The 19004-nt window shown below is 71.5% G+C and carries 18 protein-coding genes; 9 read left to right on the forward strand and 9 right to left on the reverse strand.

The genetic code is table 11. The features are described from left to right. Positions 1-13: 13 nt before the first annotated feature. The 4 genes from ACPA54_RS29670 (at position 14) to ACPA54_RS29685 (ending at position 2089) form a co-directional block, all read left to right on the forward strand. Complete coding sequence (locus ACPA54_RS29670; RefSeq protein ID WP_423534466.1) at positions 14-295, forward strand: hypothetical protein; 282 nt, start codon at positions 14-16, stop codon at positions 293-295. A gap of 194 nt (positions 296-489) precedes the next feature. Then, complete coding sequence (locus tag ACPA54_RS29675; protein WP_423534467.1) at positions 490-942, forward strand: ATP-binding protein; 453 nt, start codon at positions 490-492, stop codon at positions 940-942. A 144-nt stretch (positions 943-1086) separates the two neighbouring features. Then, the gene (locus ACPA54_RS29680; protein WP_423534468.1) at positions 1087-1584 is read left to right on the forward strand and encodes an Asp23/Gls24 family envelope stress response protein; all 498 of its coding nucleotides are present in this window, start codon (positions 1087-1089) and stop codon (positions 1582-1584) included. Positions 1585-1612: 28 nt separating this feature from the next. Beyond that, positions 1613-2089 (forward strand): hypothetical protein, encoded by a 477-nt coding sequence (locus ACPA54_RS29685; RefSeq protein ID WP_423534469.1) that lies wholly within the window; start codon positions 1613-1615, stop codon positions 2087-2089. Between the two features lie 119 nt (positions 2090-2208). Here ACPA54_RS29685 and ku read toward each other — a convergent pair whose 3' ends face one another. Then, positions 2209-3252, reverse strand: a complete 1044-nt coding sequence (gene ku / locus ACPA54_RS29690; RefSeq protein WP_423534470.1) for a non-homologous end joining protein Ku — start codon at positions 3250-3252, stop codon at positions 2209-2211. Between the two features lie 277 nt (positions 3253-3529). Between ku and ACPA54_RS29695 the strand changes: the two genes are divergently transcribed. Then, positions 3530-3781, forward strand: coding sequence for an acyl carrier protein (locus ACPA54_RS29695; RefSeq protein ID WP_423534471.1), 252 nt, complete (start codon positions 3530-3532; stop codon positions 3779-3781). Positions 3782-4049: 268 nt separating this feature from the next. On the opposite strand, the gene ACPA54_RS29700 is transcribed toward ACPA54_RS29695, so the two are convergent. Beyond that, positions 4050-4706, reverse strand: a complete 657-nt coding sequence (locus ACPA54_RS29700) for a TetR/AcrR family transcriptional regulator (protein ID WP_423534472.1) — start codon at positions 4704-4706, stop codon at positions 4050-4052. A gap of 138 nt (positions 4707-4844) precedes the next feature. Here ACPA54_RS29700 and ACPA54_RS29705 point away from each other — a divergent pair, with 138 nt between their 5' ends. Next, positions 4845-5969: an erythromycin esterase family protein gene (locus ACPA54_RS29705; RefSeq protein ID WP_423534473.1), complete on the forward strand. Its 1125-nt coding sequence runs from the start codon at positions 4845-4847 to the stop codon at positions 5967-5969. Positions 5970-6207: 238 nt separating this feature from the next. Here ACPA54_RS29705 and ACPA54_RS29710 read toward each other — a convergent pair whose 3' ends face one another. After that, positions 6208-9648, reverse strand: a complete 3441-nt coding sequence (locus ACPA54_RS29710; RefSeq protein ID WP_423534474.1) for a DNA polymerase III subunit alpha — start codon at positions 9646-9648, stop codon at positions 6208-6210. Between the two features lie 349 nt (positions 9649-9997). Between ACPA54_RS29710 and ACPA54_RS29715 the strand changes: the two genes are divergently transcribed. Further along, complete coding sequence (locus tag ACPA54_RS29715; RefSeq protein WP_423534475.1) at positions 9998-10261, forward strand: EF-hand domain-containing protein; 264 nt, start codon at positions 9998-10000, stop codon at positions 10259-10261. A 175-nt stretch (positions 10262-10436) separates the two neighbouring features. On the opposite strand, the gene ACPA54_RS29720 is transcribed toward ACPA54_RS29715, so the two are convergent. The 4 genes from ACPA54_RS29720 to ACPA54_RS29735 all read right to left on the reverse strand — a co-directional run bounded on the left by ACPA54_RS29720 (position 10437) and on the right by ACPA54_RS29735 (position 12123). Beyond that, on the reverse strand, positions 10437-10826 hold the full coding sequence (locus ACPA54_RS29720) for a DUF2267 domain-containing protein (protein ID WP_423534476.1): 390 nt from the start codon (positions 10824-10826) through the stop codon (positions 10437-10439). Between the two features lie 39 nt (positions 10827-10865). Further along, a complete protein-coding gene (locus ACPA54_RS29725) occupies positions 10866-11210 on the reverse strand; it encodes a hypothetical protein (RefSeq protein WP_423534477.1) in 345 nt (114 codons plus the stop codon). Next, positions 11207-11569 (reverse strand): STAS domain-containing protein, encoded by a 363-nt coding sequence (locus tag ACPA54_RS29730; RefSeq protein WP_423534478.1) that lies wholly within the window; start codon positions 11567-11569, stop codon positions 11207-11209. The genes ACPA54_RS29725 and ACPA54_RS29730 overlap by 4 nt, the downstream gene beginning before the upstream one ends. Positions 11570-11685: 116 nt before the next feature. Next, positions 11686-12123 (reverse strand): Hsp20/alpha crystallin family protein, encoded by a 438-nt coding sequence (locus tag ACPA54_RS29735; RefSeq protein ID WP_423534479.1) that lies wholly within the window; start codon positions 12121-12123, stop codon positions 11686-11688. A 155-nt stretch (positions 12124-12278) separates the two neighbouring features. Here ACPA54_RS29735 and ACPA54_RS29740 point away from each other — a divergent pair, with 155 nt between their 5' ends. Further along, a complete protein-coding gene (locus tag ACPA54_RS29740; protein WP_423534480.1) occupies positions 12279-12974 on the forward strand; it encodes a type III effector protein in 696 nt (231 codons plus the stop codon). A 248-nt stretch (positions 12975-13222) separates the two neighbouring features. Here the strand turns inward: ACPA54_RS29740 and ACPA54_RS29745 are convergent, their stop codons facing one another. Next, positions 13223-16036 carry a family 78 glycoside hydrolase catalytic domain gene (locus tag ACPA54_RS29745; protein ID WP_423534481.1) on the reverse strand — a complete coding sequence of 938 codons (2814 nt, stop codon included), beginning with the start codon at positions 16034-16036 and terminating at the stop codon, positions 13223-13225. Between the two features lie 348 nt (positions 16037-16384). Between ACPA54_RS29745 and ACPA54_RS29750 the strand changes: the two genes are divergently transcribed. Next, positions 16385-16639 (forward strand): hypothetical protein, encoded by a 255-nt coding sequence (locus ACPA54_RS29750; RefSeq protein ID WP_423534482.1) that lies wholly within the window; start codon positions 16385-16387, stop codon positions 16637-16639. Between the two features lie 71 nt (positions 16640-16710). Here ACPA54_RS29750 and ACPA54_RS29755 read toward each other — a convergent pair whose 3' ends face one another. After that, positions 16711-18975, reverse strand: a complete 2265-nt coding sequence (locus tag ACPA54_RS29755) for a glycoside hydrolase family 3 C-terminal domain-containing protein (protein ID WP_423534483.1) — start codon at positions 18973-18975, stop codon at positions 16711-16713. Positions 18976-19004: the final 29 nt, after the last annotated feature.

Genomic DNA, 19004 nt, shown 5'->3' on the forward strand with positions numbered 1-19004 from the left:
AGCAAAACTACCCATGGATATCCGGATCGAGCCCCTGGGCGATCACGAATACCTGGTGCGGTTTCCCGGCCCCGACGGGGAGATCACGTCGCGCTTCCGAGCGACTCAGGCCGTTCTCGACCAAGTCGATGTCCCCGGCGTCGACGAGGCGCGGTTCATCGAGGCAACCTCACAGTTCCTCACGGATCGGCAGCCGGTTATCGACATCCCGCCGATGATCGACCTCGAAGACGTCGTGGCCGCCTACGGTGACGACTACCTCCGGGAAGTGACCCGCCGCCTACAGCCGCTGTGAGTGCCATGGGTGATCCGGGGGAGGGGCGCGAAGTTTCGTAGTCGGGCTGACACAGGAGTTCGTCAGGGGCGCCCGGTTGGCCCGAGGGCTGAAGTGGCCGGGGCGGTCCCTCGACCACACCATGGCGACACGCTGCGTCAATCCGGAAGTCCGGGGTAACCGGCAGACACAGGGAACAAGCCGGGAGGGACGCGGTGAGCGGATCATCGGTGCGGGCGGTGGGCTGGGCGCGGGCCCTGCCGTTGACGAGCGAGGTGAAAACCGCGCGTGACTGGGCGTATGAGCGCCTGGAGTCGATCGGTTGGACGGCGACAGCTCCGCAGACGGTCGATGCGGTCATTCTCACCGTCTCCGAACTGGTCACCAACGCCCAGGTCCACGCCCACAGCACGGCATGGCTGGTACTGACCTGGGACACGCGGTGCCTGCACGTGGCGGTGCACGACGCCTCCCCCGTACTGCCCGAGCCCGGACCGGTGGACGTCGGGAAATCCGGGGGCCGGGGCATGCTTCTGGTCGACGCCCTGGCCGACAACTGGGAGGCCAGGCCCTGCATTTACGGCAAGACCGTCATCGCATGCTTCCGTCCGCCTGCTCCCGAACCGGACCCCGACAGCAGCGATCGGCGCCCGGAGCAGCACCTCTGAACACCGCTCCGGGACAGCACGAAGCTCGTGTCCGCGGATGAAAGGAGCCGGCGGCAACCGGCCGGTGCGCCGATTCCGGCATGGGTGTCGCCCAGGAGGGCAGGCGCCAGGGTGGGCCGCTCACCCTAAAAAGGAGTCGCGCTGATGAGTGACACGGACACGCAGCAGAAGAGCAATACGCACCAGCGGGACGAGGGGCGGGCTCCGGCCGGCAGTCTCCAGTCCCGCCCCTCCGGTTCCGGCTCGCCCGACGCCCTGAGTTCGGAGCGCGGCCGCACTACCGTCGCGGACGGTGTGGTGGCGAAGATCGCGGGCATCGCGACGCGCGAGGTGCGAGGCGTCCACGAGATGGGCTCTGGCACGTCCCGGACGTTCGGTGCGATGCGGCAGCGCATCCCCGGCGCGAAGCGCAACGTCGCCCAGGGCGTCGACGTGGAGGTCGGCCGGAAGCAGTGCGCGGTGGATCTCGACATCGTGGTGGAGTACGGCGTGGAGATCGCCGCGCTGGCCGCCGAAGTACGCGAGACCGTCATCGAAGCCCTGGAGCGCATGACGGGGCTCGAGGTGGTCGAGGTGAACATCGCGGTCGACGACGTCCACATCGCAGAAGACGGCTCGTCACAGGAGCCCCGAGTGCACTGAATCAGCCGCGTGGAGGAATCGAGGTGCCATGGACGCGTATCTGCCCGCCGGACAGCCCACCCGGCCACACATCGCCTTCGCCCTGGTGGCACCGCCCGACGCGGACGTGCTGCCCTACCCCGAAGCGCTGGTCGAACCTGCCGCCGAGCGGTACCCGGTGCTGGTCGACCACGCGTGGGAATCGGGCTTCGGACTGGCGGTTGGTGATCCAGCGGAGACGACCGCCGAGGTGTGCGCGCACGACGGATGGTTCACCCGGCTGCGGATGGCCGGAGGGCGGCATTCCTGGACGATGGGTGCGCCGACGTCGCTGCACGGGTCGTGGCTGGAGTCCGCCCGCGCGTACGGCTCGGTGACGGTGGAGATCGTGCCGCCGGGCACCTGGCCGGTGGGAACCCCCGAGTTGGCCGGTGACGCGCTGGTCGCGGCGTTCAACGCACGGTTGCGCCAGGTCGCCGAGTCGGCGGTGATCCTGCGCGGTGAGGCCGCCTTCACCGAGACCTGACCTGCCTTCACCGAGGCCCGACCCGGGCGACGATGGCACGGCCGGCTGCCTTCCGCCCAGTACGCATCGTCAACGTCGACGACGTCAACGGCCGGATGGTGAGGGGTCGCCGGGGTCGCCTAGGACGCGGACCGGACCGCGTCCAGAAGTTCGGCGCGGGTCATGCGGGACCGGCCGTGCACGCCCAGGTCGGATGCCCGCTCGTACAGCTCCTGCCGGGTCAGGTCGGCCAACGCGGAACGGCGCTTGCCGCCGGACCGCCCCTGCGCTTTGCCGCGACCCGACTTGGGCCCGCGGCGGCCGCCGCCGCGGTTCGTCGGCCGCGACCGGCCGCCCGCACGATCCCAATCCGCACGATCCGAACCCGGGGCCCCGCCGGATCCGGCCCCGGCCTGATCGACGCTGCGGCGCAGGACCTCCATGAGGTCGACGACCTCGGTCGGCTCCGGCGCGCCCTCCTCGGCCACGACCTCCCCGCCTTCGGCCTTGGCCTCGATCAGTTCGCGGACGCGTTCTTCGTAGGTGTCGCTGTATCTGGCGGGGTCCCAGTCGATCGCCATCGCGTCGATGAGCTGCCGGGCCATCTTCGCCTCGTTCGCGGCCGGCTTGGTGTGCCGCGGCAGGTCCAGCTCCGACGAGGGGTCGCGGACCTCGTCGGCCCAGTGCAGCGTCTCCAACGTGATCACATCGTCCCCACCGCGCAACGCGACCAGGTACTGCTTGCCCCGCATCACGAACGTCGCCACCCCGACCCGGCCCGAGTCGCGCAGGGCTTGGCGCAGCAGCTCGTAGACCTTCTTGTAGGGCTCCCCGCGCGGTGCGAGGTAGTAGGTGCGGTCGTAGAAGATCGGCGCGATGGCGTCGGCGTCGACGAACCCGTCGACACCCAGCAGCTCCGACTTGCCCGGGGCGATCGCATCCAGCTCGCCGGGTTCGACCACCACGTACTCGCCGTCCCCGAGGTCGAAGCCCTTGACGATGTCGCCGTAGTCGACCTGTTTCCCGGTGCGTGCGTTGACCCGCTGCATGCGCACGCGGTCCGAGGTGCCGCGCTGGATCTGGTGGAAGTGCGTCGTGTGTGCGCTGGTCGCCGCGTACAGGCCGACGGGCAGGCTCACCAGCCCGACGCCCAGGACTCCGCTCCATATCGACCGTGCCGCCATGGCGTCTCACCCCTGACCTGCGGTGTTCCGCCCCGAGACCGTCCGAGTCGAGCCGACGCCCCGGGAGCGGGACCGCACCGCGGCCTCGCCGACGACTACATGTGCGCCTTCCCCCTACGCCCGGCCTCACGCCATGACGAGCGGCTCATGCCAAGAAGCCACCACGCAGCCCCCACAGTAAGTAGCTAAAGCGATACGCGGTGTATTTCTTGTTTTGTGGTGGTATCCGCCCGGTGCGGGCTCTTGCCCGCCCGAATCCTGCACTGGGAGCACTGTCATGGACCTTCAGGCCCGCGTGTCCGACGTCATCGCCGACGAACTCGCTGTCCCGGTCGCGCAGCTGACCGCCGAATCCCGGTTTCACGACGACTACGGCCTCGACGAGTTCGGCATCGCCGAACTCGTCTTGCGCGTCAACGAGGAGTTCGGGGCAGACCTGAGCTTCGCCGACGTCGAGGCGGTCAGTACCGTCCGCGATCTGGTGGACCTCGTCGTCCGACGCACCCCCCGAAGCACCCCGCACCCCTGACCGGGCCGACATATCGCCAACCGCTGCAAGCCGCTCCTCGGCGGACAGCCCCCCGGCTCGGCTCCGCAGTCGGTAGCACGTGAGCAACACGCCTTGAGGACGGAAAGTCAGCCGCTCACCCTCCGGCCGTGAGCGGCTGACGCCTTGGTGGGGCTCGTGGGTTGCGCCGGGTCAGTGTGGTCGCTGCCGGAGTCGATAGCCGCCCGGGGAGCCGCGCCCGCTCCCGCGTGCGCCGCGCCCGCGAGCTGGGCCGACGAAGTGCGGGTGGTCACGAGCCGTGCGCGGGTTCGCGCCCGCCAACCGCCGCATAGCCGTACAAGAAGGTCAAGACACCTGCGGTGGCCATCTCGCGGAGTGTGTCCTCGTCCTGGAGGTCCGCCCGATTGTCGAGGTTGTCGGCGGAGATGAGCAGCATCAGGTGCCTGGCCGCGCGAGCGGGGTCGTCGATGGTGAGGTCGCCGTGCTCGGCGATCCTGCGCAGGTGTTCGGCCAGTGCGCGTCGGGTGCGGCCGGGGCCGGTTTCCTGCCAGAGCTCGAGGGCTGTCGGCGGGATGTGTTCGATCTCGGCGTTGATCTGGCGGATGAGCGCGAAGTGCGGGGCCAGGTCAGAGGTCAGTACGCCGAGCCAGGCCACTCCGAAGTCGATCAGGTCGTTCTCGAGGTCGCTCACCTTGGTCAGATGGCGGTCGATGATGTCGACCATGACATCCGCGACCCGCTGCGTGCTCTCCTGGATCACCGCCTGGAACAACGCGGCCTTGTCGGTGAAGTGGTTGTAGATGGTGCGGTTGGACACTCCCGCCTCGGCGGCGATGGCGTCCAGTCCGGCGCGTGTGTAACCGTCGCGGGCGAACAGGGTCAGCGCCCCGGCCGTGATCGCGCGGCGCTTGTCCGGGTGGCCGCCCGGCTTCCTTCTCTCGGTCACGGTCTCCGACTCTAGTTGCTTACACCGATCGGTGCATGTGTTGCACCGTTCGGTGTAATGTCTACACCGTTCGGTGCAACATTTCGCACCCAAGGGAGCTACCACGACCAAGTTCGGCTTCCGCGAGGGGGATTCGGCATGACCACGTTGACGACCGAGACGGCGTACGACGAGCTGGCCGCCGCGATCGCCGCCGGCGCGACCGTCGCCGGACTCGGCGAGTCGACGAGATTCGCTCATGAGACCTTCGAGGTGCGCGACCGGCTATTCCGCCGCCTCGTCCGCACGCACGGCTTCCGTGCGCTTGCCGTCCAGGACAGCGCCTCGGCGGGTGCGGCACTCGACGCGTACGTCACCGGCGGTACGGGCACGGGGCGATCCGCCCTTGCCGGCGCCTGGCGGCCCTGGCGCACCGCGGAGATGGCCGCGGCGCTGGAGTGGATCCGCGCTTTCAACCGGGACCATCCGGACGACCCGGTCCGGATCTTCGGGGTGAAGCCCGCCCAGGCGCAACCGGCCGACTACGACGTCGTGGTGGAGCACGTCCGCCGTGCCGCACCGCACCGGCTCGCCGAAGTGGCCGGGCACCTGGACCCGATCCGTAGCGCACACGAGATCGACGAGCACGTGCAGCGGGCGAGAGGCCTGCACCCGGGCCGTCCGTTCGCCGACCACGCCCGCGACGCACTCGCGATCGTCCGGCAGCTGCCCGGCGGCGGCGCCGGCCTGGAACGCATGCGCCTCATCGTGGACTTCCACCAGCGCAGCGTCGCGGGACGCGACAACTACGCCGGCGACGCGCGGACGTGGGCCGACACGATCGTCGACCACCAGCACCGCACAGGGCACCGCGTCGCCTACTGGGACGGCATCGCGCACACCTCGGCGGCGCCGGCGACGCTGGGCCTGGCCCCGCAACGAGGCTTCCAGCCCACGGTCGGCAGTGTGCTGCGCGCGCACTACGGCACGCGTTACGTCTCTGCGGCGATCGGCTTCCACCATGGTGACCTCGGGCCCTTCCAGGTCCCGGAGCCCGCCCCCGACTGGCTCGACGCCCGCCTCGGCGCCACGGACCGGGCCGCCCACTGGCTCGACCTGCGCGACGGCGGATGGGATGGGCCGATGAAGGCACGGGTCATCAGCGGCGTCTACGACCCTTCCCGGGACGCGTCCGAACACCTCGCCGTCGCCCGCCTGCCCGCCGCGTTCGACGTGCTTGTCCACCTGCGCGAAGTGTCCCCGGTGCACGGGTTGCCGGCGTAGCGGCGCGGCAAGGCGACCCGGCGCTCGCCCCGAACTCGACAGCCCCGCAGGAAGCCCGCGCGCGTCACCTCCAAACGAGCGGTGCCCCGTCGTGGAGGACACACCAGGCCATGGCGCCGATTGCCGCACTGCTGCGCGCTGATGGCAGGGGTCGGCGGTCGCGGGCTGACCGCGGCGCAGTGTCGCGCGCATCGTCGGAGCGCGGGCCGCCGCGCAGGTACCCCGTGCGGGGACGTCGTCAGCCCGGGCTTCCAGGGCTGGTGTGGCCGTATCGGGACAGGTCCGCGGATCGGGTGCCGGGTGCTTGGAGGTCGGCGTAGGGGTGTTGGCGTGCTCCGGTGGGGTGGAGGAGGACGCGTCGGGGCTGGGCGGGGGTGGGTGCGGGGCCGGGGGCGCCGAGGAGTTCGAGGGCTGCGGCGGGTCCGTGGTCGCGCCGCACGGCGGCGATGTGGTCGAGGTCCCAGGCCATGGTGCCGACGACGGTGCGTCGGCGGCCGCGGGCTTGGACGGTGCCGCGGACCAGGAGCAGTCCCGAGTGGAAGACGGTGTGGGCGCACGCGGCATGGCTGTCCTCGAAGAACGCGAGGTCGACGAGGCCGGACCCGTCTTCGAGGGTGACGAAGATGACGCGTTTGCCGGAGGCGATGGGCGGGGTCTGGGTGGAGGCGCGGATGCCGGCGACGAGGACGGTTTCGCCGGGGCGGCGGTGGGTGAGGTTGGCCGCGTCGACGGCGCCGATTTCGCGGAGAAGGCGGTAGTGGTGCTCCATGAGGTGGCGGGTGACGTCGATGCCGAGGACGTGGAGTTCGGCTCCGAGGGCTTCGCGGGCGGTCATGTCGGGGAGTCCGCTCGGCTGGGTGGCGTCGAGTTGCGGGTCTTCGAGGGGGATTTGGCCGTCGCCGACGCGGCGGTCGCGGCGGTGGAGTTCGCCGAGTTGGAGGAGGAGGTCGCGGCGGCTGGTGCGTCCGTCGTGGAGGGAGTCGAAGGCGCCGATGGTGGCGAGGTGTTCGGCGGTGGGGAGGGCGGGGCGGGCGCGTTGCCACAGGTCGGTCAGGGAGGTGTAGGGCTGGCCGTCGGCGATGCGGGTGCACTGTTCTTCGGTGATGCCGCGGACGGCGGAGAGGGCGAGGCGGACGGCCCAGGTGCCGTCGTCGGCCTGTTCGATGGTGTGGGTGGGGGCGGAGCGGTTGACGTCGACGGGCAGGACTTGGACGTGGTGGCGGCGGGCGTCCGCGACGATGACGCGTTTGGGCCACATTCCCGGGTCGTGTTCCAGCAAGCCGGCGTACAGGGCCGCGGGGTGGTGGGCTTTGAGCCAGGCGGACTGCAGGGCGGGGACGGCGAACGCGACGGCGTGGGCGCGGCAGAACCCGTAGGCGCCGAACGCTTCGACGATCCGCCACACCTCGTCGCGGACGTCGGCGGTGTAGCCGCGGGCGGCTGCTTTGTGGTGGAACCAGTCGCGTAGTTGCGGGGCGCGTTCGCGGTCGCCGAGTGCGCGGCGTGCGACGTCGGCAAGTGCGAGGTCGCAGCCGGTCAGCGTGGCGATCAGGCCCATGATCTGCTCGTGCCAGATGGTGACGCCGTAGGTGTCGGCGAGGACCGCCTCGAGGTCGGGGTGGGCGTAGGTAGGGGCTTTGCCGTGGCGGGCGGCGATGTACTGCTCGGGCATGCCGCCGGCGACCGGGCCGGGTCGGAACAGGGAGATGTCGGCGATGACGTCCTGGACGCCGCGCGGCTGCAGCCGGCTCAGCAGGTCCTGCTGGCCCGGGGATTCGAGTTGGAACATGCCGATGGTGTCGGACGCCTGGATCAGCTGGAAGGCGAAGAAGTCGTCGAGGGGCACCTGGTGGTCGTCGTCGAGGTCGATGGTTTCGCCGGTGGTGCGTTCGATCTCGGCGACGGCGTGCGCCATCGCGGACTGCATCCGCACCCCGAGCACGTCGAGCTTGATCAGGCCGAGCGCTTCGACCTCCTCCTTCGCGGCCTGGACCATCGGGTACCGGCCGCCGGGGGTGGGCTGGACGGGCAGCCGGTCCAACAGCGTGCTGTCGGTGATGATGACCCCGCACGGGTGCATCGCCATCCCCCGCGGCAGCGCGTCCAGCTGCGCGGCGAGGGTGAACAACGGCCCGAACCGGCCGGCCTCGGCAGCCACGCCGCGCAGCTCGGGCAGTTCGGTGAGAGCGGCGGGGATCTCGCGGGCGCGGATGTGCGGGAAGGCCTTGGCGATCCGGTCGATGTCCGCGGGAAGGAGGCCGAGCGCGAGGCCGGTGTCGCGCAGGGCGTGGCGGGCCCGGTAGGTCTCGGGCATCGCGGTGACCGCGACCCGCTCGGCGCCGAACCGCTCGAAGATCCGGTCGTAGACCTCCAGACGCCGGGCGGACTCCACGTCGATGTCGATGTCCGGCAGCGCGGTGCGCCGTTCGGAGAAGAACCGTTCGAACAACAGCCCGTGGTCGAGCGGGTTGGCGGTGGCGACGTCGAGGACGTGGCAGACCATGGACCCGGCCGCCGATCCGCGCGCCGCCACCCGGATTCCCATGTCCCGGATGTCCGCGGCGACTTGGCCGACGGTCAGGAAGTACGCGTCGACGCCGAGCTTGGAGATCACCGCCAGCTCCTGGTCCAGCCGCACGGCCGCGGCCGGGTCGCCGTCCAGGCCGCGGCGCACCAGGCCGGCCTCGCACCGGCCGCGCAGCAGCCGCGCCGCCGCGGCGAGGTCGCGGGCGCCGACCACGGACGGTTCGGGCAGGTGCGTGCTTCCGATCCCGAGATCCTGTTCCGGGGCGACGCGGCAGGCGTCCGCGGTTGCCGAGGTCTCGCGCAGCAGACCGGCGGCGCGGTCCGGCGCGCAGCCGGCTGCCTCGGCGATCCGGGCGGCCGCGGCGGCCATCGCGTCGGCGGGCTTCAGCCACCGTTCCCCGCAGTCCAGCCAGTGCCGGTGCCACCGGATCGGCCGCAGCAGCCGCGCCGCGTCGAGCACGTCGGCGATCTTGTGCTGACCGGGGTCGGCGTACCGGACTGCGTTGGTGAGCACCGCCGGGACCCCCGTCCGGTCGGCGAGCTGCAGCGTGCGCGCGGCCAGTCGCAACGACCCCGGGCCGGTTCCGGTCAGCCCGTAGTACACGGCCTCCAGCCGCACACCGTCACCGAACAGCTCCCGCCACGGGCGCAGCAGCTGCTCGGCGGTGTCCGGGCGTTCCGCGGTGAGGGCCCGACCGGGTTCGGACGTAGGACCGAGCAGCACGAACAGGCCGGGACCGGCGTGCTCGCGCAGCGCCGTCCACGGCACCACGGGCAGGCCTCCGGAGGCATGGGCCGCGGACACCAGCCGGCACAACCGCGCCCACCCGGCCCTGTCCCGCGCCAGCAAGACCACCCGCAGCGGCGGCTCCGTGACATGCGCCCCGCCGCGGGCCGGCGTACGGCGCCGCCCGGGCCGGGATTGCTCCGGCACCAGCGGCGCGACGGCGACATCGACGCCGAACATGGGCCGCACCCCGGCCCGGGCGCAGGCGCCGGCGAACCGCACCGCCCCGGCAACCGTGTCCCGGTCGGTCAACGCGAGCGCCTCGACGCCGCGTTCCGCGGCTCGTGCGGCGAGGTCCTCGGGATGGGAGGCGCCGTAGCGGGCGGAGTACCCGGAGGCCACGTGCAGGTGCGCGAAACCGACCACTGCACACCTCCGCTCCGTCACCCCCGGATGTCCGATATAGCCGTCTCTCTGTCGAACGATAGTTCGATTTTTGCCGGGATGCCACCTCCGCCGCCGCGGCGCGGTTGATCGACGGTTGCGACCCTGTGTCATCGAGCTCTGATGAGGCGCACTCCCGAAGCACCCCGCAATCGTCCCGGTGTCGAGACCGACTGCGGCGCGGCATGCCGGTCGGCCTTCGTGCTTGCCACCGGCGGTTTGACCGGTCCGCGGGACGCGTAATGCTGGAAGGGCAGCCGGCCACCGAGCCCGAAGCGGGGGCGGGGGCATGCGCACCGGGTGGCGGACGGGGCAGTGAGGAGGCCGACCGATGAGCCACGACGACCGTGTCCGCTACTTCGACGTGTTCCAGCGGTACGACACCGACCACGACGGGTTCCTGGATGCCGAAGGCCTGATGGCCGCGCTCAAACGGCTCGGCCGCACCGCGGAAGCGGCGGGTGCCCGGCACCTGCTGGACACCTACGACCAAGGCTCCGGCTCCATCGACTTCGACGCGTTCCTGGCCCTGCTCAACGCCGCGAAGACCAAGCCCGGCCGCAGCGACGAAGCCCGCAGGGAACGCTCACCGTGACCACGCCAAACGAGCCCGCGGCCGGCCACCTGCGTGTCTGGGCCCGGTTGCTCACCGAGGACCCCCGTCGATTGCGCCGGCCGGGCCCGAAACGCGGTGCCCGCGGACGTACCCGTCGGGGTCCGCTCGCGGCCACCGCAGCGACAGCCCGTGTTCACGCGGCGGTGTGCCTCGTTCACACGGGCTGGGGGTGTCCGAAGAGCAGGTCGTAGCCGGGGGGAAGTTGCAGCAGGATACGGCGCATGAGTTCGTCGCCTGCGGCATCGGCGGCGGTGCTGAGGACGGCGCTGACGTCCCAGGCGGCGGTCTTCTCGGTCGCGCCGTCGATCCAGGCGGCGGTGGCGCGGACGAACCGTTCGGGGTCGAGGGGTTCGGAGGCGTGCATGGGGTTGAGGAGCACGAGTGCGCAGGTCTCGGGTAGCCGGGCGGCGAGGTCGGCGCGTTCGGTGCCGACCAGGTGGGCGCCCAGCAGCGCGAGGACGGTGCGGATCGCGCGTTCGGCCTCGCGGCGGCTGGGGTATTCGCCACGGTCTTTGACCTGGTCGAGGAAGGTCTCCCAGTTCATGGCCTGGTCCGTTCTGGCGCGGGTCGACGGGTGGTCTCCTCACGCCGGTTGGCGATGTCTTCCGGCGCCGGCGCCGGTGGCGGGTGCCGGGTGGGCGGGGTGCCTGGGCGGTGGGTACGAAGGGCGGGGCGGCGCCGCCGGTGGGGGTGGTTGCGGTGCGTCGGGGGGTGGCGGCAGTGTTTCCAGGATCCGGGCCGCGCGGGCGTCGAAGTGCGCGGTGAGTTCGGCGGCCCGGGCTTGGAGTTCGGCGAACCTGCTCTCGGTACGGCGGGCGAGGTCGTCGAGGCGCCGCAGCACGTCGGCGAACGCCTCGTCGATGCGGCGTTCGAGCCGGACGCGTTCGTCGGCGGCGACGCGCTGCGGCGGGGTGTGTGCGTCGTTCATCGGGTGGTCCGCAGGTGTGGGTCGAGCCGGGTCCACGTGAGCAGGCGCTGCACGGGTCGGCTGGGGTCGTGCACGACGAGGTGCCGGCCGTGCCGGTCGGCGAAGGCGCGCGCCGCCAGGAGGGCGCGCAGGCCGGCGCAGTCGATGAAAGTGACGGCCGACATGTCGGCCGCGACCTCGGCGTGTTCGGTCAGCGCGGCGCACAGGCGGTCGCGCAGGGCGTCGGCGGTGGCGATGTCTATTTCGCCGTCGGCCCGGACGACCGTGCGGCGGGCGGCGGTCGCCTGCACGGGAACGTCCGGTCGCCCGCTGCCCCGCGACGGGCCGCCGCGGTGCCGGGGGTGTTCGAGGGCGAGCATGCGGCAGGCTCCCGGAGGGTTCGGACGGGGAAGGGGCGCAGCCGGGGCGTGCGACCCCGTGCGCCGGGTGCGCGCCCCGGGAAGGGGGGGCCGGTGCGCGCACCCGGAGCGTCATGTCATGCCTTGATCTGCTTGCGGTCCGTACCGCCGTGGGTGATGGCGATCTTGCGGGGCTTGGCGCGCTCCGCGATGGGGATGCGGAGCGTCAGCACCCCGGCGTCGTAGTCCGCCTTGATGGCGTTGGTGTCGAGCGTGTCGGCGAGCATGACCTGCCGGGAGAACACTCCCAACGGCCGCTCGGACAGCTCCGCCTGGGCATCCTCGATGCCCGGCAGCGGACGGCGCTCGGCCCGCACGGTCAGCATGTTCCGCTCGACGTCGATGTCGATCGCCTCGGGCGTGACACCGGGCAGGTCGAACGCGACCACGTACTCGTCGCCCGCGCGGTAGGCGTCCATCGGCATCGCGGACGGTCGCGACCAGGTCCCGGTCACTCCGAACACGTCCCGGGTGATCCGGTCCAGCTCGCGGAACGGGTCGGTGCGCATCAGCATCGCAAGTCACCTCCGTGTCGTTCCGGCGCGGCGGGCCCGTCCGGGGCCGGGGCCGCGCCCGTGATTTCACCTCACCACTGTTGTAACATGTCGTCGTAACGATGACAAACGATGAAGTCACCCGAACGATGACTGAGGGAAAAGCAGGTGAACAGGTGAATCCCACCGACCATCCCCGGGGCGTCGAGCCCCGGGTCCGCTTCCTGGCGGCCGCTGCCGCGCTCCGCGCCATCGACACCGCGGTCACCGCGGCCCGGCACGACGCAGCCGACCACGCCACGCCCGAACGGCCCGCCTCGGCGCCGGATCCCGTACCCGAGGCCGACGACGCCCTCGCCGCGCTGGTCCTGCTGCGCGAGCTGCGCGCCCGCCTCGCCACCTGGGAACCCGACCTGATCGAGGACGCACGCCACGCCGGCGCCAGCTGGGCCGCGCTCGCCGAACCCCTCGGCGTCACCAGCCGCCAAGCCGCCGAACGCCGCTACCTGCGCCTACGCCCCGGCGGCGCCCCCGGCACCACCGGCGACGAGCGTGTCCAGGCCACCCGCGACCGCCGCGCAGCCGACCGCGCCGTCACCGCGTGGGCCCGCGAACACGCCGCCGCACTGCGCACCCTCGCCGGACAGGTCACCGCCCTCGACGACCTCACTGCCCAGGCGCGCAAGCCGCAGGCCGAACTCGCCGCCGCCCTCGGCCACGACGACCCCGCGCACCTCCTCGACCCCCTGACCGCGACCCGCCCCCACCTCGAACCGGACCATCAGGACCTCGGCGCCCGCATCGACACCTACACCGCCCACATCGACCACCTGCGGCGGAGCAGCGACCGGCGCCGCCGGGAAGCCCCCTGATCCTCCGGAGCGCCGGCACCCGACGCGACCACCCCGTGCTCTCGCGAATCTTGGGCCCGCGAGACGCGGCGGTCGGTCGTTGCCCACGGAGCCGCACACCGAGCAACGAGGCCGCCCGCGAGATGCGGGCGGTCGGTGGCACGCGGAGGGCGGGCATACGTGGCGGGCTGGGCGTACTCGGACTGACCTGCAATGTCGTCGGCATGGGGTCCGGCAGGCAGTCCGGTCGCCCGGCGGACTCGTGCCATTCACAGGACGCCGAGGCGCTCCTGGAGTTCGGCGAGCCACACGTCGCCCTCCGCGAAGAACGCCGCCAGTTGGCGGGGGCTGACCTCCGCGTACCCGGCGCTTCCGGTGGACTCGGTGTCCATGTGCGCCGCGGCCTCGGGCCAGTGGCGGGTCAGTGTCTCGCGCAGGACGTCCAAGGCTTCCGGGTGGTCGAGCATCTGTGACATCGGAGTGTCGACGGTCAGCGCCACCGGCGTCCCGCCGGAGAGGAATGCGGCCGACCACGTGTGACGTCCCGAGCCGACGACCAGCCTTCGACCGTCGGGGAGTTCGACGTCCGCAGAGGTGTTGGGCGGTACGACGGCCGTTACCGCCACCACATCGTCGCTCTGCTCCCAGGACACGGACGCTTTTCCGTACGGGGTACGCAGGTCCGCATGGGCGTGAGTGAGGCCTCCGCCCGGGCGCGGGGCGATGCGCAGGCGGCGGTACCCGGGTTCCGCGGCGTCCAGGCCCGCGACCGTGCGGTAGAGCCAGTCGACGACGGCACCGAATGCGTAGTGGTTGAACGATGTCATGCCGCCGGGGTTGAGCGTTCCGTCCGGTCGGAGGCTGTCCCAGCGCTCCCAGATCGTCGTGGCGCCCTGGGTGACGGCGTACAGCCAGGAGGGGCACTCCTGCTGGAGCAGCAGACGATAGGCGGCGTCCAGGTGGCCGTTGTCGGCCAGGGCGTCGCACATCAGCGGCGTGCCGACGAAACCGGTGCCGATGCGGTGACCGTTCTCGCGGAGCAGGGCCGCCAAGCGGTCCGCGGCCCGGGCGCGCTGCCCGGCGTGGGGGAGCAGGTCGAACTGGAGCGCCAGTGCGTAGGCGGTCTGGGCATCGGGGATGACGCGGCCGTTGGCCGTCGTGTATTCGGCCTGGAACGCGGCGCGCACGCGAGCCGCGAGTTCGCCGTAACGGGCCGCGTCCTCGTCACGGCCGAGCACCTGGGCAGCCTTCGCGACGATGTCCGCGGAGCGGGCGAAGTAGGCGGTGGCGACCACGTCCGGAGGCGTCTTGCCCGCCTGGGGCTGCTCCGGCGGCGCACTCGGGTCCAGCCAGTCGCCGAACTGGAACCCGGTGTTCCACAGCAGGTCCGGCCCGGCCAACTCCGCGACCTTGTCGACCCAACCGCGCATGCTGGCAAATTGCGCGTGGAGTACGCCCGCGTCGCCGTAACGGAGGTAAAGCGTCCACGGCACGATCGTGGCGGCATCCCCCCACGCGGCCGTCGGAATGCCGGACCCGGAGGCGGCGGCGCTCGGGACGATGAACGGTACGGTGCCGTCGTCGCCCTGCTCCAGCGCCAGGTCGGTGAGCCACGACTCCAGGAACCCGGCGCCGTCGTACAACTGGCACGCGGTCGGTGCGAACGCCTGGATGTCGCCGGTCCAGCCGAGGCGTTCGTCGCGCTGCGGGCAGTCGGTGGGCACGTCGAGGAAGTTCCCTCGCATGCTCCACACGGCATTCTCGTGCAGGCGATTCACCAGGTCGTCGGAGCACGTGAAGTGGCCGGTGCGGGTCATGTCCGAGTGGATGACCACGGCGCGCACGTCAGCGGGGTCGAATTCGCCCGGCCAGCCCGTGATTTCGGCATACCGGAAGCCGTGGAACGTGAAGCGGGGCTCCCAGATCTCCGGGCCGCCGCCGCGCAGGATGTACCGGTCGGTGGCTTCGGCGGTGCGCAGCGGGCCCGTCGCCAGTTCGCCGTCCTGGAGGACCTCGGCATGCCGCAGCACCACTTCCCGACCGGCGTCGCCGTCGACAGTGATGCGCAGCCGGCCGACGAGGTTCTGGCCGAAGTCGAGGATGGTCGCGCCCGAGGAGGAGACGGACACCGCGACCGGTGCCAGCTCCTCGGTGCGGCGGACCGGGGGACCGCTCGGGGCACTCAGGCGGGCCAGGTCGAAGTCGACTGCGCGCACGCCGTGCCAGGCTTCGGGGACGGCCCGGGCGTCGTGGGTCTCGCCGTCGTAGAGGCTGGACCGGCGGATCGGGCCGTCGGCCGCGCGCCAGGTACCGTCGTCGGCGGTGGCGACGACAAGGACCGTCCCGTCCTCGCAGGTGACCTCCAGCTGCGCCAGTAGTGCCAACCGCTCGCCGTAGAGCGCGCGCTTGCCCTCGAAGCCGAGGCGCCCGCGGTACCAGCCGTCGGCGAGGGTCGCCGAGAGGCGGTTGGTGCCGGTGGTGAGCAGCGCGGTGACGTCGTAGGTCTGGTAGCGCAGCCGCTTGTCGTAGGGCGTCCATCCGGGAGCAAGGACGTCGTCGCCGACGCGCACCCCGTTGAGCGCGGCCTCGTAGACGCCCAGCGCGCTCGCGTACAGCCGGGCGGAGCGTACGGGGCCGGGAATGACGAAGTCGCGCTGCACGACCGGGCACGGATTGTCCTGGCCGAGGTCTTCCTCCGTGTCGGGGGCGACGAAGCACGCGGTCCAATCGCTTCGGTCCAGCAGCCCGGCTTCCACCCAGGCGATGTCGCTCCAGGCGGACCACGCCTCCGGTGTGTCCGTGCCGGCGACCCGCACGCGGACTCCGGCGCGTGCGCGCGACGCGAGCGGGGCAAACGGCCACGGCACCAGTACGGATGCGTCGGAACGGCTCACGACCGTGTCGAGGGGCGCCCCGTCCGCGGCGACAAGCTGGATTTCGCCGGCGTGCTGGCGCCACTCCGGTGCGTCGGTCCGGGTGATCCAGGACAGCCGCGGGGACGGCCGACCGATGCCGAGGCCGTCGCGCACATGCTCGAAGGCCACCGGCTCCACGGTGATCGTCGGGAGGGTGGGTTGCGTCATGGTGCTCCTCGGCATCCGCGGCTACGACCGAGTCTGCCCCGCGTGCGGTCTCGTGTGCGGGCCCATCGGATCGGGCTCGGCGGCGGGGCGTCGGCGTGCGAGTTGAAACGTTTCGATCCGTGGTGACGCTAGGCGATAAAACCAAGCAAGGCAAGGTTTGATCCACGGGTCGCGCGCGGCGCCCGCGATGCCGGGTAAGAAAACCTGGCATCGCTCAGTTCAAGCCTCTACGCTGAGCCCCCTTCCAGCGCGCGTCGCCGAAGCGGGGGACTCCGGCGCGCGCGATCGCCACCGCATGAATCGTTTCATGCGCTGCGCATTCCCTTCGATCCTCGGTGAGGCGAAATCGTGCATCGCTCTCGTGCCTGCCCCCGTCCGCGGCGTGGCGCCACGACGCGTCGGAGACGCGCCGCCCGTCGGACGACCGACCTCGAAGCGCGCCGCGAGGCCTACACCCGCGTCCAGATCCAGCTCAACCAAGACCTGCCGTTCTGGGTCTACCAGGAGGCGGTGAACGCGGTCGTCTTCGATCCGCGGGTCACGGGCATCCAGACCGTCGGCGACGGCGTCGTGCTGTTCGACCGCATCGGCTTTCGACGGTAGGCGCATAAGCAGGCTGCCGCCCCCTCGCCGGAGCGCGGCAGCCTGCTCGGGGCCGGCACGACTGCCGTGCTTCAGCCTTCGGCACCGCCGTGCGACAGCCTGATCAGGTCGTCCATGTGTGCCACGGTGACGACAGGGCTGATGAAGGCCATGAACTGCCGCATCGTCATGGAATCGACCATGCGCATCATGCGGGCGTTCTCCTCCGCCTGCTCGGGGGTCTGCTCCGGCATCCCGGCGCTGAGACGGGTGACGAGCTCGGGACCGACGACGGGATGCGTGAACCAGTCGCTGACGGTGGAGTCGAGCGACAGCGGACGGGCGATGACGTCGCCGGTCAGGGTGAGCGCGGCTTCCGCGACGATGTCGACGGCGCTGTTGCCGATCTGGACGCGGTATTCGCCGCCCGCGACGACCCAGCCCTTCTCGGCGACGTCGTAGTACGCGAAAGCGCGGCGGTCCAGCATGAGTTCGACCGTCCGGGAAGCCCCGGCGGGTACCGCGATCTTGGTGAAGGCGCGAAGCTCGCGGGTGGGGCGGCGGACCGGCCCGGCGTCCGTGGCGACGTACACCTGGACGACGTGCTTGCCGTCCCGCGGACCGGTGTTGGTGACCGTGGCGGTGACGGTCACCGTGTCATCGCCCGTCAACGCGACGCGGAGATCGCCGGTCTCGAAGGTGGTGTAGCTCAGCCCGTGCCCGAACGCGTAGCGGACCGGCAGGTCGATGCTGGTGTAGTAGCGGTAGCCCACCATGACGCCCTCGCCGTAGCGGACATGGCCCTGCTCGCCCGGGAAGTTCAGGTAGCTCGGATTGTCCTGGAGCCGCACCGGGACGGTTTCCGCGAGGTGGCCGGACGGGTTCACCACCCCGTAGAGCACGTCGGCGAGGGCGCCGCCGCCGGCCTGGCCGAGCAGCCAGCCTTCGACGATCGCGTCCACCTCGTCGTGCCAGCCTTCCAGGGAAACGACGCCGCCGTTCGACAGCACCACCACGGTACGGGGAGCCGCCGCCGCGACCGCGCGGATTACGGCGACCTGTTCCGGCGGCAGGTCCAGCGTCTCGCGGTCGTACCCCTCGGACTCGTCGGCCTCGGCGAGGCCCGCGAACACCACGGCCACGTCCGCGCCGCGGGCCAGGGCGACGGCTTCGGTGAGCAGCACGCCGGGGTCGGGGGCGGCAGTACCGGTGACGGCGAAGCCGCGGGCGTAGGTGACGCGGCCCGCATCCGCGGCCGCCTCGGTCAGCGCCTCCAACGCGCCTTCGGAGCGGGTCGCGTTGATGTGGGAACTGCCACCGCCTTGGAAGCGGGGGACCGCGGCGAAATCACCGATCACCGCGACGGATGCGGCGCGAGCGAGCGGCAGCACGGCGTTGTCGTTCTTCAGCAGCACCACGCACTCGGCCGCCAGCTCGCGCGCCAAGGCATGGTGGTCCCCGCCGTCCCCGGCCGTCTCCGCCGCGTCGTTCGCCGAGGCCGTCCGTTGGGCGAGCGCCGCGAGCCGTCGCACGCTCCGGTCGACCGTCGATTCGTCCAGAGTGCCCGCGTGTACCGCTTCCGCTACCTGCTGTTCCCCCGTTCCACCGTCGAAGGGCATCGCCAAGTCCAGGCCCGCGGCGAGCGCCGCGACCCGGTCGTGGACCGCTCCCCAGTCCGACACGACGACTCCGTCGAAGCCCCACTCGTCACGGAGGACTTCGGTCAGCAGCCAATGGTTTTGCGAGGCCGGTACGCCGTTGATCCGGTTGTAGGAGCACATCACGGTCGCCGGACGCGCCTCGGTCACCACCCGCTCGAACGCCGGGAAGTAGATTTCGCGCAGCGTCCGTTCGTCCACATCGGCGCTGACCCGCATCCGGTCGTGCTCCTGGTTGTTGGCCGCGAAGTGCTTGACGGACGCGCCGGCGCCGGCTGCTTGCATGGCCCGGACGTGTGCGGTCGCGAGCACACCCGCGAGCAACGGGTCTTCCGAGTAGTACTCGAAGTTGCGTCCGCACAGCGGTGAGCGCTTGATGTTGACGCCCGGCCCGAGGACCACGTCGATCCCGTACGACCGCGCCTCCAGCGCCACGGCCGCGCCCACGCGGGCGGCGACGTCCGGATCCCAGCTGGATCCCACCGCGACCGCCGGGGGGAAACAGGTGGCCGGCAGGCTCGCGTTGATGGCCAAGTGGTCCGCCGCGGCGTCCGGCGGCCGGACGCCGTGCGGACCGTCGACAAGCGTGACCGGGGCAATGCCCGCGTCGGCGGCGGGTTTGGTGGTGCTGAAGTCGCGTCCGGTGAGGAGCGAGGCCTTCGTTTCGAGGTCCAGGGATGCGAGGTCGACGTCGGACACCCGGGGTCCTTTCCATGAGGTGGGTTTCG

It is taken from the genome of Uniformispora flossi (assembly GCF_049534875.1).
Classification (GTDB): Bacteria; Actinomycetota; Actinomycetes; order Streptomycetales; family Streptomycetaceae; genus Yinghuangia; species Yinghuangia aomiensis.

Excerpts from the sequence above, each read along its gene's own strand:
- ACPA54_RS29685 (WP_423534469.1), top strand. The coding sequence starts at position 1,613 with ATGGACGCGTATCTGCCCGCCGGACAGCCCACCCGGCCACACATCGCC.
- ACPA54_RS29725 (WP_423534477.1), bottom strand. The coding sequence starts at position 11,210 with ATGAACGACGCACACACCCCGCCGCAGCGCGTCGCCGCCGACGAACGC.
- ACPA54_RS29670 (WP_423534466.1), top strand. The coding sequence starts at position 14 with ATGGATATCCGGATCGAGCCCCTGGGCGATCACGAATACCTGGTGCGG.
- ku (WP_423534470.1), bottom strand. The coding sequence starts at position 3,252 with ATGGCGGCACGGTCGATATGGAGCGGAGTCCTGGGCGTCGGGCTGGTG.
- ACPA54_RS29730 (WP_423534478.1), bottom strand. The coding sequence starts at position 11,569 with ATGCTCGCCCTCGAACACCCCCGGCACCGCGGCGGCCCGTCGCGGGGC.
- ACPA54_RS29695 (WP_423534471.1), top strand. The coding sequence starts at position 3,530 with ATGGACCTTCAGGCCCGCGTGTCCGACGTCATCGCCGACGAACTCGCT.
- ACPA54_RS29735 (WP_423534479.1), bottom strand. The coding sequence starts at position 12,123 with ATGCTGATGCGCACCGACCCGTTCCGCGAGCTGGACCGGATCACCCGG.
- ACPA54_RS29705 (WP_423534473.1), top strand. The coding sequence starts at position 4,845 with ATGACCACGTTGACGACCGAGACGGCGTACGACGAGCTGGCCGCCGCG.
- ACPA54_RS29720 (WP_423534476.1), bottom strand. The coding sequence starts at position 10,826 with ATGAACTGGGAGACCTTCCTCGACCAGGTCAAAGACCGTGGCGAATAC.
- ACPA54_RS29715 (WP_423534475.1), top strand. The coding sequence starts at position 9,998 with ATGAGCCACGACGACCGTGTCCGCTACTTCGACGTGTTCCAGCGGTAC.
- ACPA54_RS29680 (WP_423534468.1), top strand. The coding sequence starts at position 1,087 with ATGAGTGACACGGACACGCAGCAGAAGAGCAATACGCACCAGCGGGAC.
- ACPA54_RS29745 (WP_423534481.1), bottom strand. The coding sequence starts at position 16,036 with ATGACGCAACCCACCCTCCCGACGATCACCGTGGAGCCGGTGGCCTTC.